This is a genomic window from Acinetobacter sp. YH12046, from assembly GCF_013419905.1.
Lineage (GTDB): Bacteria > Pseudomonadota > Gammaproteobacteria > Pseudomonadales > Moraxellaceae > Acinetobacter.
In genome coordinates this window covers 67,518-81,638 of the sequence record NZ_VOZF01000003.1, presented here as the reverse complement: position 1 = coordinate 81,638, position 14,121 = coordinate 67,518, and the positions used below count along the sequence as shown (strand labels likewise).

Sequence of the window (14,121 nt, the reverse complement as noted above, 5' to 3'; positions counted from 1 at the left end):
TCTGCAACGTATTAATATGGATTATGTATAAGACTTGATCGTGAGCGATCAGATAATGGCGTCCCTACGGGGATTCGAACCCCGGTTACCGCCGTGAAAGGGCGATGTCCTAGGCCTCTAGACGATAGGGACGTTGCGAGGTGATGGCTATATTAAGGACTAAGCCGGACTTTGTCAAAAGAGTTTTTACTAAAATGTATTTAACAGTTTAAACATTAGGCAAAACAAAAATTTTATTTTATTAAGATATTATTTTCTGAACGGATTTACCTGATATGAAAAAATAAACCCAATCGGAATTGGGTTTATTAAAGAAATTATTTCAGTTCAAAAGTTTAGAACTTAAGCTTTTTGATGATAAAGCCAGTAATAACTTGCATAACATGCTGCCATAAACAATAAACAGCCAATAAAACCAGAGAGCATTTCGGGGTCAGCTGCCATACTCAGACCGGTTGCAGTACAAGTTACAAAACCTAGAGTGGGAACTAAGGGGAACCAAGGTGTACGGAATTTTAGTTCAGAGACGCTATGACCAGACTTCAGCCATTGGCGACGGAAATTAAACTGGCTCCAGCAGATACTCATCCAGACAATCACCATGGTAAAAGCGGCCACGCCCATCAGGTTTTTAAAGATGACATCTGCACCAAATTGTTCAGAGAGCAGACCAGGCAAGCCGCCAATCATGGTGACCCAAACTGCTACATAAGGCACGCCGGATTTGCTGACTTTGGCAAATAGTCGCGGTAACTGGTTTTGTGAAGACAATGCCCACATCATACGTGAAGCTGCATAGAGTCCAGAGTTTGCAGTAGAGAGCAGCGCAGTGATAATTACGAAACGAATGAAATCTTCGGCATAAGGAATACCCATCTGGGTAAACACGGATACAAACGGACTGCTGCTTAAGCCCCCATGACCACCGACCTGTAGACCTGCATCGGTATAAGTCAGTAACGAGCTGATCACAATGATGGTGCCAACAAAGAAAATCATCAGACGCCATACCGCAGCATGAATCGCTTTCGGTACATTTTTCTCAGGATTTTCGGTTTCACCGGCAGCGATCCCGATCATCTCGGTACCGTTAAAGGCAAAATTCACGATCAGCAGGGTAGTGAATAATGGGATCAAACCATTTGGTAGCCAGCCATGTTCAGTCAAATTATTGAACAGTGGCGCAGATTCATAACCTTGAAATGGAATAAAGCCAAAGATACAGCCAAAGCCCAGAATAATAAAAATCAGTACAGTCGCAACTTTAACCAGTGACAGCCAGAATTCTGATTCGGCAAAGGTACGGGTTGAGCTTAAATTGGAGAGCAGTACACCTGCAGCAAAGATCAATGTCCATAACCAGATCGAAGTTTGCGGGAACCATTCCTGCATTAGAATCGCAGCTGCAGTGAATTCGGTACCCAAAGTGGCTGACCAGCCGAGCCAGTACATCCAGGACACCATATAGCCTGTACCCGGCCCAATATAATGGGTTGCAAAGGCACCAAAAGAACCAGACACGGGTAAATGTACGGCCAGTTCACCGAGGCAGAGCATTACCATATAGGCGATCAAGCCACCAATAATATAGGCCAGTATTGCGCCCAAAGGTCCAGCTTGTGAAATCACTTCACCGGAACCCATAAACAGGCCAGTACCAATAGCGCCACCAAGGGAAAGCATGATCAGATGACGTGTGCCCATGGCACGTTTTAACGACGGAGTTTGACCCTCAACAGACGAATGCTGTGAAGGTGGAGAGGGAGATTGCATAGCTCAATTAAAAGGAGAGATTTAAAAAAAGTATTTTAGTTTTAATTATGTGAAATATCACATAAATTGGAATTTCCTCATAAAGTTCTTCTTTTAATTTAAAAAATAAATATTTGCAAAGCCTCTTAAAAACTAGTGATCGGGAGTCTGGTATTGCTCAGTCGGTGTTTTTTCAGCAGGCGTAGTTTCTGCTCGGTTCTCAGCAGTTTTATCATCGCGACTGATCACATAAATATAAAGCGCTGAAGGTGCCAGAATAAGTAAAACAAGCAGGATTTTCTTTAGCATGGGAAAATTGATCAAAACCTAACATCAACTTGATTATAGCCTAAGCAAACGAGAAAGGGCACTAAACTCAGTCAATCGGAATTTATAAAATAGTATTGAAAGCAATAATAAGAAAAAGAGTTTTCTTGAAAAAATGAAAGAAGAGAAGGATAAATAAGATGGCGTCCCTACGGGGATTCGAACCCCGGTTACCGCCGTGAAAGGGCGATGTCCTAGGCCTCTAGACGATAGGGACGTTTAGAAGATGGCGGTATCTTATTGATCCGCCACCAAAGTGTCAAGCAGGTGAGGTGCGAGTTTGTTTAAAATATAGCAAAACAGTTCCGCAGTCTTTTGCGTATCGTATAACGCAGAGTGTGCTTCTTTGCCATCAAACTCAATACCGGCCTGAATACAAGATTTAGCCAGAACCGTTTGACCAAACATCACCGCACTTAAAGTCACGGTATCAAACACAGAAAAACTGTGAAACGGATTCTGGTTTTTGGTTCCGGTACGGGCAATTGCTGCCTGTACAAAGCCCAAATCAAAATGCGCATTGTGACCGACCAAAACGGCATGCGTACAATTTTGCTGACGACGCACTTCATTGACCGATTTAAAAATACGTTTTAACGCGGTTTTTTCATCTTCAGCCATTGCGATCCGCATCGGATTTGACGGGTCAATCCCGATAAATTCCAAAGAGCGGCGATCCAGGTTGGCACCTTCGAAAGGATTGATATGTGCGTGGTAAGCTGCACCGGGCACAAACTGGCCATCTTCATTATAAACAATAGGAATGGCCGCAATTTCTAACAAGGCATCAGTCTGTGCATTAAAGCCTGCTGTTTCAACATCGACAACAACAGGCAAAAATCCACGGAAACGCTGACCAATGACTGGAAGAGTTTCATTTGTCACATTTTTCTCCATTGAATGGTTTTTCCTGCATATAGCGGAACGATTTGTTCACCATCCAAGTAGTCTAGACTTTCAGGAATAACTTGATCTTCTTTGACCAGCGTAATGGTTTTGGTATTACGTGGGAGGCCGTAGAAATCTGCACCAAAGTGGCTGGCAAAACCTTCTAGGCGGTCGATTTTACCTACTTGATCAAAGGCCTGAGCATATAACTCAATTGCAGTCGGAGCACTATAGCATCCTGCGCAGCCACACGCATTTTCTTTGGCATTTTTTGAGTGCGGTGCACTGTCGGTGCCTAAGAAAAATTTAGGATTACCGCTCGTTGCCACTTCAAGCAACGTTTGCTGATGCGTCTGACGTTTTAAAATTGGCAGACAATAGAAGTGCGGCTTGATCCCACCAACCAGCATATCATTACGGTTAAACAGTAAATGCTGTGGGGTAATAGTCGCAGCCACATTACGATCCTGTTCCAGTACGAAATTAGCTGCCTCGCTGGTAGTAATGTGTTCCAGAACCAGTTTCAGTTTCGGGAACTGTTTTAGTAATGGTGCTAAGACTTCATCAAGGAAACGTTTTTCACGGTCAAAAATATCGACATGATTATGCGTCACTTCACCGTGCAGCAATAAAGGCACCTGATGCTCTTCAAGCTGTTCAATGACTGAATATACTTTACGAATGTCGCTTACACCGCTATCCGAGTTGGTGGTTGCGCCAGCAGGGTAAAGTTTAATAGCATTGACATGCTCAGAATCTTTAATCTTTTTGACTTCACTTGGAGAGGTATTATCTGTGAAATACAGCACCATGCGTGGATCAAAATCGCTACCTTCAGGAACATGCGCCATAATACGTTCACGGTAGCTTAATGCTTCTTCCATAGTTTTAACCGGTGGAACAAGGTTCGGCATACAGATGGCGCGGGAAAACTGTTTAGCTAGATCAGGAACGGTGCGTTGCAGAGCGTGACCATCACGCAGGTGGGCATGCCAGTCGTCTGGCTGGAGAAGGGTAATCGTATTCAAGGCGAATTCAATCGGAGAAATAAAACAAATGATAATGCATCTATGCCTAAAATGGTAACGAGAAATATATACAAAATAAGGGATATCTATAAATTAATTTATAAAAGTATGATATTTTAAAATTAATAAAAAAATTACATAAATACTTGGCAATGGAATACAAGTACAATCTAGCAAAATTGCAAGATGAAAAAGAAAAAATAGAAGAATTAATCACACGGCAAAGTCAGCGTGTAGGCTCGGTTTTCCCTCAGAATCTGGAACAGGAGTTCTGGAGCAAAAACCTGGAGCGGGCACGTAAACATGTCGAAAAGTATGTCTGGGCAGGTGTACTGACCTATTTTATTTTTCTGCTGGTCATGATTCCGACCGACTACTGGATTATCGATTCACAATATTTCGTGCAAGATTTTGTGCGCTGCATGCTGGGGCTGATCAATGGTAGTCTCGCTTTACTTGCTTTTTATTTCTTCTCCTGTCTACCTAAAATCAAACGCTTTTTTCCGCAGGCTTCCATGCTGCTAATGTTCTGGATGATAGTCTCGACCTCTTATCTGACCATGTCCATTCAAACAGTAAGCTTGCAACATCAGTCGATGGCGATCATCACTATTATCTACATTCTGGGTTATATTCTGACCGGAGTAAAACCTTTACAGATGTTAATCACGGGGTTGTTTGCTGCACTTTGTACGGTCTGGCTGTTATCCGTGTTATCGATCGAATTTAATGCACTGGTCTTGGGGCGGATTCTGATCGGCAGTAGCCTATTGGGATGTGTGATTAGTTATATGCTTTTTGCCCGTGAGCGCATGATTTTTCTATATACCATGCGGGCTAGAATCAGTGAGAAAATTCAGCGGATTCATACCACAGAATTGTTGCATTTAAGCCAGCATGATGAGCTGACCAAAATCTCTAATCGACGAACTTTCGATGAAACACTGGATATCTTTTTTGAACGTTCTCGCCGTAATCAGCATGCTTTAGCGATTTTATTTATCGATGTGGATCATTTTAAAAACTATAACGATTTTTATGGACATCAAAAAGGGGACGATGTCATTTCCAGTATTGCCTTTACTATTAAAAATGCGATCCGGCATATGGATTTCGTGGCCCGTTATGGTGGTGAAGAGTTTGTGGTACTGCTTCCAGAAACTGATGCTCATGGTGCTTATGCAGTGGCTTCTAATATTTTTAATGCGATTGAGCGTCTGGAAATTCCGCATGAGAAATCTGGTGTGGCTGATCACATCACCATCAGTTTGGGCATCACTGTGTATCGTGGTGAAGACTTTATTGATAAGGATGTCTTATTGGGAATTGCCGATCAGGCGTTGTATCGAGCCAAACAGCTAGGACGGAATCAGATTTATTATCAGTCGATCCGCACCGCAAACCCGAACAGCGTGAATACCTAAATCGAATCCATAAAAAAACCGCTCAGATGAGCGGTTTTTTTTGACGTTAAAACAAACTTATTTGTTTTTGTCTTTTAACTGAGGTACTGCAGAACCTGTACCTACTGCAAGTAAGCCAGAATCTGTATAGATACCCAGTTTTGCACGTGTATCTGTGATGTCCAGATTACGCATAGTCAACTGACCGATACGATCCGCTGGAGAGAACATAGAATCACCTTTCTCCATAGTCAAACGCTCAGCTTCATAAGTGAGGTTAGGAGATTCAGTGTTCATGATGGTGTAGTCATTACCACGACGCAGTTCTAAAGTCACAGTACCAGTGATAGCTTTAGCTACCCAACGCTGTGCAGTTTCACGAAGCATCAATGCTTGAGAATCGAACCAGCGACCTTGGTACAGAAGACGACCCAAACGAAGACCGTTGATACGGTATTGTTCGATGGTATCTTCGTTATGAATACCAGTGACCAGACGTTCATAAGCGATGTGAAGAAGGGCCATACCCGGAGCTTCGTAGATACCACGAGATTTCGCTTCGATGATACGGTTTTCGATCTGATCCGACATACCTAGACCATGACGGCCACCAATACGGTTCGCTTCAAGAATGAACTCAACAGGATCTTCGATACGTTGACCATTGATTGCAACAGGGAAACCTTCTTCAAAAGTAATCGATACTTCTTCAGGTTTGATTTCAACTTCTTCTTTCCAGAATGCAACGCCCATGATTGGATCAACGATTTTGATACCGGCATTCAGGTATTCAAGATCTTTGGCTTCGTGAGTCGCTCCCAACATGTTTGAGTCAGTTGAGTAAGCTTTCTCTTTTGACATTTTGTAGTCAAAGCCATTGTCGATCAGGAACTGTGACATTTCTGCACGGCCGCCTAGCTCGTCAATGAAGGTCTGGTCTAACCAAGGTTTGTAGATTTTCAGGTTAGGGTTAGTCAACAGACCGTAGCGGTAGAAACGCTCGATGTCGTTACCTTTATAAGTAGAACCGTCACCCCAGATGTTCACGTCATCTTCTTTCATTGCAGTTACCAGCATGGTACCTGTTACTGCACGGCCAAGAGGAGTCGTGTTGAAGTATGGAACGCCACCTGTAGAAATGTGGAACGCGCCACATTGAATTGCAGCAATACCTTCTAATGCAAGCTGTAAACGGCAGTCGATCAAACGTGCTTTTACTGCGCCATAAGCCTCAGCTTTTTTTGGAATCGCATCGTAATCGTCTTCGTCTGGCTGACCCAAGTTTGCTGTATAAGCATAAGGTTCAGCGCCTTTTTGTTTCATCCACAAAAGAGCTGCAGAAGTATCTAGACCGCCAGAAAAGGCAATACCAACTTTTTTGCCTACTGGGACATTCTGCAAGATAGTTGCATTATCAGACATTGTTCATCCTAATGATATGAAATAGGCACGCCAGAAGTGGTGGCCTGAAAAAACACATATTGCATCAATTGTATCATTATTTTATTTAGGTTTGCTTTAGAAAAGAAAAACTCGTTTCAAAATCTTGATTCAATAGGCTTAGATAATCATAAAATTACCGTATTTTTGACAAACGCTTAAAAAATAGGAAAATCTGGGAAGATTCAATAACATCATTAAGAAAAAACATCTTTAGGATAGCCCTCATGAGCCCGAATATTCCTCCTTTACCTAATCTGCAACCGGCTGCCAAAAATGAAACCCTGTCGATTGTGCATGGAATCTATGCCGGTTTGCTGGTTTTTAGTACGGTTGCATTTTTATATCTGGAATATCAGCAGTCGACGATTTCCATGCTGAGTCTGGGTATTGTGTTGCTACTTTTAGCTGTGCTGATTGTTTTGAACATTCAGGCCTGTCTCAAGGTCAAACAGGGCAATGGTTCAGGACGCACCTTGTCCAGAATTATGGCGATCCTTATGCTGCTCAGTTTTCCTATTGGTACAGTACTCGGAGTAATTGCGTTATGGAAATCCAGTAAAAATCAATGGCAGCAATAAATCCATCACTCAGGTACGGCATGAATATCACAATTGGTATTTGTGCCTGAGAAAGCGGACCTGATAGTCATAAAAAGCCCCTGAAAATCAGTTAAAGTACATTTATAAGATTTAAGCTTTTAGCCAAATAAGAATCAGGGATATTTTATGACAACGACGCGCTATGCAAATATTTTAAAACCATTACATCTGGGTTTCACCACGATTAAAAACCGTGTGGTGATGGGATCAATGCATACGGGCTTGGAAGATCGTTTTTATAATTATCCTAAACTGGCCGCTTATTTTGGTGAACGTGCCAAAGGTGGTGTGGGTCTCCTGATTACTGGCGGGATTTCACCGAATCGTCAGGGCTGGTTATTGCCTGCTGGCGGAACCATGAATACCTTGGGCGATGTTGCACCGCACCGACTGGTTACGCATGCCGTGCATAAGCATGGGGCCAAGATTCTGTTGCAGATTTTGCATGCCGGACGTTATGGCTATCAGCCTTTTGTGGTATCTGCCAGTCCGATCAAATCGCCAATTTCACCTTTTAAACCACGTCAGATGTCTGAAAACCAGATTCTGGATACGATTCAGGACTATGTTAAAACTGCAAAACTGGCTAAAAAAGCGGGTTATGACGGCGTGGAAATCATGGGCTCTGAAGGGTATTTGATTAACCAATTTTTAAGCCGTCATGTCAATCAGCGTACTGATCGCTGGGGCGGAGAAATTGAAAACCGCATGCGTTTTGCAGTGGAAATTGTTAAAGCGATTCGTGCTGAAATTGGTGAAAGATTTATTATCTGTTTCCGTTTGTCCTTGCTAGATCTGGTGCATGATGGCAATACTATGCAGGAAGTGATTACCGTCGCTAAAGCATTGGAGAAGGCTGGAATAACTTTACTCAATACCGGTATTGGCTGGCATGAAGCGCGTATTCCGACGATTGTCACTTCTGTTCCTCGTGCTGCATTCGTAGATTACACCGCAGAAGTCAAAAAGCATGTTGCTGTTCCAGTCATTGCATCGAATCGGATCAATATGCCAGAAACGGCTGAAGCGATTTTGGCATCGGGACAGGCAGATATGGTGCAAATGGCACGCCCGTTATTAGCAGATGCATTCTGGGTGAATAAAACTGCAACGAATCGTGTTGATGAAATTAATACCTGTATCGCCTGTAATCAGGCCTGCCTGGATCATACCTTTAAAAATAAACGCGCTACCTGTCTGGTGAATCCACGTGCCGGCTATGAAACCGAACTGGTCTATGTCAAAACCAAAAAGCCTAAAGGCATCGCCGTAGTAGGTGGTGGAGTGGCAGGTTTATCCGCAGCCACAGTCGCAGCCAGCCGCGGTCATGATGTGACTTTATTTGAAGCCACTAATGAAGTGGGGGGGCAATTTAATCTGGCCAAAGTGATTCCAGGCAAAGAAGAATTCCACGAAACCATTCGCTATTTCAAAGTGCAGCTGGAAAAAACTGGGGTAGATGTCCGTTTAAATACCCGAGTGAATCGGGAACAACTGGAACGCGAAGGTTTTGATGAAGTCATTGTGGCTACGGGCGTTGTTCCGCGTGAATTGAAAATTACCGGTAGTGATGCACCTCAAGTCCTGTCTTATGCTGAAGTATTGCGCGGCGCACCAGTAGGAGATCGTGTCGCTGTCATTGGTGCCGGAGGAATTGGTTTTGATGTATCAGAATTTTTATTAAAGCCACCGCATCAGCCGCAACCGCAGCCTGTAGATGAATGGAAACGGGAGTGGGGTGTAGATCTGCATGCAAACTATGTAAGTGAAGGCGGACTGCAGCCAGCAGAAGTGGAGCCACCTGTACGTGAAATTTATCTATTACAGCGTAAAACTACTGCTTTAGGAGCAGGCTTAGGTAAAACCACGGGCTGGGTTCATCGTGCCCAATTAAAAAAACATGGCGTGCGCATGTTACGCGGTGTGCACTACAAATCGATTACGGATGAAGGTTTGTGGATTGAAGTGGATGGGCATGATCAATTGCTGCGTGTAGATACGGTCGTCGTTTGTGCTGGTCAGGAGTCAGTCAAAGATGTTATGCCTTCAGAGGATCAAAAGACTTTAGCGAATTACCATATTATTGGTGGAGCAAAGCTGGCTGCTGAGCTGGATGCCAAGCGTGCAATTCGTGAAGGGGCTGAATTGGCAGCAAAATTGTAAGGATTTGATGAAACTATATGCAGTTGATGAGATTCACTGTAATTTTCACTTGTCAGTCACCTAAAAGCTCCGTATTATTGCGCACATGGAAGCGTGGCAGAGCGGTTTAATGCACCGGTCTTGAAAACCGACGAGGGCTTATACCCCTCCGTGAGTTCGAATCTCACCGCTTCCGCCAGATACGAAAAACCCCGATCAATGATCGGGGTTTTTTATTGTCTAAGTTTTATTTATTCAGAAATTGTCTAATTCTTAAGATAGAGTAGATAGATAAAAAACTAAGTAATCTAATTTCCAAAATATTTTCTTATTAAAAAATAAATGAATAAAAACGAATGCATATATAGCTTTAATTTCTAAAATTTAATCTCAAGCAATTAGCTTAAGCCTAAATTAAAAAAGTATGATCCAAATTTTTATCTGACAATAGGATATAAAAATCTAAAGCTTATTTTATTGCCGTTATCAGTTTATTAAATAGAACATTTTTCATTATTAATTCGCTGAATGACTGAAACAGCTGAAAGTCGACTAGGATAGTAGGATAATTTTTTGTTCTTTTCGGCTTTCATTTATGTCGAATCTTAAAGTGCGAGTTAAAAATGGCAACTGAACCTCTGAACCCTAAACGTCCACTTTATATTCCCTACGCAGGTACTGCATTACTTGAACTCCCATTGCTGAATAAAGGCTCAGCTTTCTCTGTAGAAGAACGTATTCATTTTAATTTACATGGACTTTTGCCCCAAGCGATTGAATCGATTGAGGAACAAAGTCAGCGTTCATATCAGCAATATTGTTCATTCAATGATGCGATCAATAAGCATATTTACCTACGTAACATCCAGGACACCAATGAGACGCTTTTCTATCATTTGATCGAAAATCACTTAAGCGAAATGATGCCGATCATCTATACGCCAACGGTAGGAGAAGCATGTCAGCATTTTTCCGAGATTTATCGTCGTCATCGCGGGGTTTTCATTTCCTATCCGGATCGGGATCATATTGAGCACATCCTGCATAACGTAAATCGAAGAAATGTCAAAGTGATTGTGATTACGGATGGAGAGCGCATTCTTGGTTTAGGCGATCAGGGCATTGGCGGAATGGGCATTCCGATTGGAAAGCTGGCTTTATATACGGCCTGCGGAGGCATTAGTCCGGCCTATACCTTGCCAATTACTTTGGATGTAGGCACAAACAATGAGCAGCTGTTGAATGATCCGATTTATATGGGATGGCGTCAGCCTCGTATCACTGGTGATGAATATTATGAATTTGTCGAAATGGTGATACAGGCGATTCAGCAAAGATGGCCAGATGCGCTGATTCAATTTGAAGATTTTGCCCAGCACAATGCCATGCCTTTACTGGAAAAATATCGCGATCGAGTATGTTGCTTCAATGACGATATTCAGGGTACGGCAGCTGTGGCAGTAGGAAGTCTGATTGCAGCTTCCTATGCGTCAAACAAACAATTAAAAGATCAGACCATTGCTTTCTTGGGAGCAGGTTCGGCCGGTTGTGGGATCGCTGAACAGATTGTGGCAAAAATGGTGGCAGAAGGCCTGACTGATGCAGAAGCCCGTAAGCGGGTCTTTATGGTGGACCGCTTCGGCCTTATTACTCAAAACCAGCCAAATCTATTAAATTTCCAGAGAAAACTGGCTCAAGAACCAGAAAATATTGCTGAATGGGGAAATGCCGAAGAGATTATTTCTCTATTGGATGTCATCAAATATGCAAAACCCACAGTACTGATTGGGGTATCTGGACAGCCGGGATTATTTAGTAAAGAAGTAATCACGACCATGGCTGAAAATTGTGAACATCCGATCATCTTTCCTTTATCGAATCCTACTTCTCGCGTAGAAGCTGTTCCAGCCGATATTATTCAATGGACCAATGGGAAAGCTCTGATTGCTACAGGTAGCCCATTTGCACCCGTTAATTATCAGGAACACATTTATACTATTTCTCAATGTAATAACTCTTATATTTTCCCGGGAATTGGACTAGGCGTGATTGCTTCAGGCGCTACACGAGTCACGGATAATATGCTGATGGCATCAAGTAATGCCTTAGCAGAATGCTCTCCAAAACTTCAAGACCCAACCGCCAATTTGTTGCCAGATCTGGATCAGATTCAGCATATTTCCAAGATTATTGCTCTAAGGGTTGCACAAGCTGCGATTGAGGATGGCGTCGCTCCAAAAGTTGGTTCTGAGGTGCTGCAGAAAGCCATAGATGCGAATTTCTGGATACCGGAATACCGGGAATATAAGCGTGTGACCTTTTAATATTATTAGGGAAAGGGCAGTTTAAAATTAAGTAAAGCAGAGCGATGACATTGTTATTTCTCTGCTTCTTTGTTTGCAGGAAACGAAAGTACACTAAAATGTAAAAGTTTAACTCACTGAAGCAATATGGATTTATTTTATCAAGTCGTTGAAATTAAATAAAATATAATGAAAATTCTGTAAATAATAAAATAATATTTATAAAGTAATTAAATATATATATAAGAAAACTTGATTATTTTAAATCTTCCTGTATACTGGCCTTAACTAGAAAAAAGTCTTGTTGCAAAAAATCTTCCTTAAGTATCGTCGTTTTATTCATAATCCTTCGTTTTATCCAGATTTTAAGTTCCATTCTTTATTATTTTCAAAGTTACAACTGGTCATTCAGATGACTAAAAATTATTAAAAATTAGTAGGTTTTATTATGTCAAACTCAAATATTGTTAAAGGTACTGTAAAGTGGTTCAACGAAACTAAAGGTTTCGGTTTTATTCAACAAGAATCTGGTCCAGATGTTTTTGCTCATTTCAGTGAAATTGCTAGTTCAGGTTTTAAAACCTTAATGGAAGGTCAGCAAGTTGAATTCAGCGTAGTTCAAGGTCAAAAAGGCCCAAATGCTGTAAATATTACTGCGCTATAAGTCTGTAGAATAAAAGTTAAAAAGCTTTTTCTAGATTGGAAGAAGTATAAAAATAGGATACAAGTTGTTAAAAATTAATGAATTAATTGCAAAATCTAAAAATGGTACAGAAATTATTGTTTCTTTGATTCCCTTGAATAAAATGCAAAATACACGTCAAGGTTTTAAGGAAATTGAAGTAGGTAAAAGAGTGCTGCTTCAATCAGGAATCGAAGTTGACCTGAATCTAGACGGTCGTACATTTTATACATCTTTAAATCAATTATTTAAATTAAATCATAAAGTTATTTAATATTTAAATTATATATTGGCTAACCAATTTCTAGCCGATCTCTCTTATAATCATTACTAAAGGTTTATTTATGCTTAAGCAAAATATTAATGTGAAAGATCAATTCGGTGTTCAATACGTGATTCAGGCTACTGTTGACCCTGATTTTGTTCATACCCAATCGGATTCTAACGTTAAACATATTACGGTTGAAGGTGAAAATATTCGCCCAAGTTTTGAAATGTTTTTTCAAAGCACCATCAGCGGCAAAATTTTCAAAATTATTTAGTGGTCATATGACATGACCAAAAGTGAATATAAAAAATCCTGGTATCTTGCCAGGATTTTGTCTTTGAAATTATTCACTTCTTAATTAAACCTATTCATCGTCTTATAAATAAACCCTGAATTAATAAGCACATTTTAGTTCACACTTAAATCGACTTAGCCATCATTTCAGTGATCTATATTTTATATCTTCTACTACTTATGCTTTTAGGCATAAAACTATCATGAATCTATAAAAAATCTAATACACATCAAATCAGAAAGCCAATCAGAGTTAAAACCCGTCAAGGTTATTATGAGTTTCGTTGGTATGAACTTAAGTCATATAAATGACTGAGGATATACAGCTGGTTTAAGGTGGTGAGCAAGGGCAGTTCAGTTTTAGTTTTGCTAGGACATTCAGAAGCTAAGTATTTAATCTTTTATTTTTGAATATTTAATACTCTATAGATGATCATAAAGTCAGGAGTTTACTCTATGAATAAATGTATAAAATTACTCGCCAAAAAAAAATTAAGTATTACTTTTCTAGAGAGTGCATCAGCAGGTTACCTGGCTTACCGATTTTCCCAAAATAAATATTCGGGTGATATTTTATATGGCGGACTGGTCTGTTATGACATGGGTGTCAAAGAGAATATTTTAAAAATCAAACCTGAATTTATTAAAAAATATACTCCAGAATCTATGGAAGTCACGCAGGAAATGGTCAGAAAAGCCAAGAAAATGTTTTATTCTGATATTTATATTGCCTGTACAGGACTATTAAAAAGAGGCGGGACAGAAACTAAAGAAAAGCCAGTAGGAACTTTTTTCTATGTGATTTCTTATAAAGATGAGCTCTATAGTTTCCGCTTTCTTTGCAGAGGAAAACCGAGAGAGAAATTAAAAAAACTGGCGAGAAATATTAATCTGAGCTTAATTGAAATCCTTGAAGGCAGTCGAGACAAGAAAAATAAATAGCTATTTATTTAGTTCTCACTGATCGCTAATACACGGATCATGAAAATGTT

Annotated in this window: 13 protein-coding genes and 3 tRNA genes; 9 read left to right on the top strand and 7 right to left on the bottom strand. The window is 40.8% G+C overall.

All coding sequences use genetic code 11. From position 1 onward, the window contains the following. Positions 1–56: 56 nt before the first annotated feature. The 6 genes from FTU03_RS03485 to pyrC form a co-directional block, all read right to left on the bottom strand. A tRNA-Glu gene (locus FTU03_RS03485) sits at positions 57–132 on the bottom strand. 210 nt (positions 133–342) lie between these two features. Beyond that, positions 343–1,773 carry an amino acid permease gene (locus FTU03_RS03480; RefSeq protein WP_179992067.1) on the bottom strand — a complete coding sequence of 477 codons (1,431 nt, stop codon included), beginning with the start codon at positions 1,771–1,773 and terminating at the stop codon, positions 343–345. A gap of 132 nt (positions 1,774–1,905) precedes the next feature. Further along, a complete protein-coding gene (locus tag FTU03_RS03475; protein WP_004782839.1) occupies positions 1,906–2,061 on the bottom strand; it encodes a hypothetical protein in 156 nt (51 codons plus the stop codon). Between the two features lie 159 nt (positions 2,062–2,220). Beyond that, positions 2,221–2,296 (bottom strand) — tRNA-Glu (locus FTU03_RS03470). 20 nt (positions 2,297–2,316) lie between these two features. Then, positions 2,317–2,976, bottom strand: coding sequence for a ribonuclease T (gene rnt / locus FTU03_RS03465; protein WP_179992066.1), 660 nt, complete (start codon positions 2,974–2,976; stop codon positions 2,317–2,319). Then, entirely contained in the window at positions 2,961–3,995 is a 1,035-nt protein-coding gene (gene pyrC / locus FTU03_RS03460) for a dihydroorotase (RefSeq protein ID WP_179992065.1), read from the bottom strand. The genes rnt and pyrC overlap by 16 nt, the downstream gene beginning before the upstream one ends. Positions 3,996–4,147: 152 nt before the next feature. On the opposite strand from pyrC, the gene FTU03_RS03455 reads away from it, so the two are divergent. Next, positions 4,148–5,419, top strand: coding sequence for a GGDEF domain-containing protein (locus FTU03_RS03455; RefSeq protein WP_166138230.1), 1,272 nt, complete (start codon positions 4,148–4,150; stop codon positions 5,417–5,419). A 57-nt stretch (positions 5,420–5,476) separates the two neighbouring features. Here FTU03_RS03455 and argG read toward each other — a convergent pair whose 3' ends face one another. Then, positions 5,477–6,820: an argininosuccinate synthase gene (gene argG, locus FTU03_RS03450; protein ID WP_005234795.1), complete on the bottom strand. Its 1,344-nt coding sequence runs from the start codon at positions 6,818–6,820 to the stop codon at positions 5,477–5,479. A gap of 245 nt (positions 6,821–7,065) precedes the next feature. On the opposite strand from argG, the gene FTU03_RS03445 reads away from it, so the two are divergent. From FTU03_RS03445 to FTU03_RS03410, 8 genes are all read left to right on the top strand, one after another. After that, a complete protein-coding gene (locus FTU03_RS03445) occupies positions 7,066–7,419 on the top strand; it encodes a hypothetical protein (RefSeq protein ID WP_004782834.1) in 354 nt (117 codons plus the stop codon). Between the two features lie 147 nt (positions 7,420–7,566). Further along, complete coding sequence (locus FTU03_RS03440) at positions 7,567–9,603, top strand: NADPH-dependent 2,4-dienoyl-CoA reductase (RefSeq protein WP_179992064.1); 2,037 nt, start codon at positions 7,567–7,569, stop codon at positions 9,601–9,603. Positions 9,604–9,690: 87 nt separating this feature from the next. Further along, positions 9,691–9,781: transfer RNA gene (locus FTU03_RS03435), tRNA-Ser, on the top strand. Positions 9,782–10,205: 424 nt separating this feature from the next. Beyond that, a complete protein-coding gene (locus FTU03_RS03430; protein WP_179992063.1) occupies positions 10,206–11,906 on the top strand; it encodes an NAD-dependent malic enzyme in 1,701 nt (566 codons plus the stop codon). Positions 11,907–12,333: 427 nt separating this feature from the next. After that, on the top strand, positions 12,334–12,549 hold the full coding sequence (locus FTU03_RS03425) for a cold-shock protein (RefSeq protein ID WP_004782814.1): 216 nt from the start codon (positions 12,334–12,336) through the stop codon (positions 12,547–12,549). A 64-nt stretch (positions 12,550–12,613) separates the two neighbouring features. Then, positions 12,614–12,841: a hypothetical protein gene (locus FTU03_RS03420; protein WP_004782813.1), complete on the top strand. Its 228-nt coding sequence runs from the start codon at positions 12,614–12,616 to the stop codon at positions 12,839–12,841. 70 nt (positions 12,842–12,911) lie between these two features. Further along, positions 12,912–13,109 carry a hypothetical protein gene (locus FTU03_RS03415; protein WP_034706083.1) on the top strand — a complete coding sequence of 66 codons (198 nt, stop codon included), beginning with the start codon at positions 12,912–12,914 and terminating at the stop codon, positions 13,107–13,109. A 476-nt stretch (positions 13,110–13,585) separates the two neighbouring features. Beyond that, entirely contained in the window at positions 13,586–14,071 is a 486-nt protein-coding gene (locus FTU03_RS03410) for a CinA family protein (protein WP_034706081.1), read from the top strand. Positions 14,072–14,121: the final 50 nt, after the last annotated feature.

Coding starts and splice junctions, on each gene's coding strand:
- FTU03_RS03480 (WP_179992067.1), bottom strand. CDS start 1,773: ATGCAATCTCCCTCTCCACCTTCACAGCATTCGTCTGTTGAGGGTCAA.
- FTU03_RS03475 (WP_004782839.1), bottom strand. CDS start 2,061: ATGCTAAAGAAAATCCTGCTTGTTTTACTTATTCTGGCACCTTCAGCG.
- rnt (WP_179992066.1), bottom strand. CDS start 2,976: ATGGAGAAAAATGTGACAAATGAAACTCTTCCAGTCATTGGTCAGCGT.
- FTU03_RS03455 (WP_166138230.1), top strand. CDS start 4,148: ATGGAATACAAGTACAATCTAGCAAAATTGCAAGATGAAAAAGAAAAA.
- argG (WP_005234795.1), bottom strand. CDS start 6,820: ATGTCTGATAATGCAACTATCTTGCAGAATGTCCCAGTAGGCAAAAAA.
- FTU03_RS03445 (WP_004782834.1), top strand. CDS start 7,066: ATGAGCCCGAATATTCCTCCTTTACCTAATCTGCAACCGGCTGCCAAA.
- FTU03_RS03440 (WP_179992064.1), top strand. CDS start 7,567: ATGACAACGACGCGCTATGCAAATATTTTAAAACCATTACATCTGGGT.
- FTU03_RS03430 (WP_179992063.1), top strand. CDS start 10,206: ATGGCAACTGAACCTCTGAACCCTAAACGTCCACTTTATATTCCCTAC.
- FTU03_RS03425 (WP_004782814.1), top strand. CDS start 12,334: ATGTCAAACTCAAATATTGTTAAAGGTACTGTAAAGTGGTTCAACGAA.
- FTU03_RS03415 (WP_034706083.1), top strand. CDS start 12,912: ATGCTTAAGCAAAATATTAATGTGAAAGATCAATTCGGTGTTCAATAC.
- FTU03_RS03410 (WP_034706081.1), top strand. CDS start 13,586: ATGAATAAATGTATAAAATTACTCGCCAAAAAAAAATTAAGTATTACT.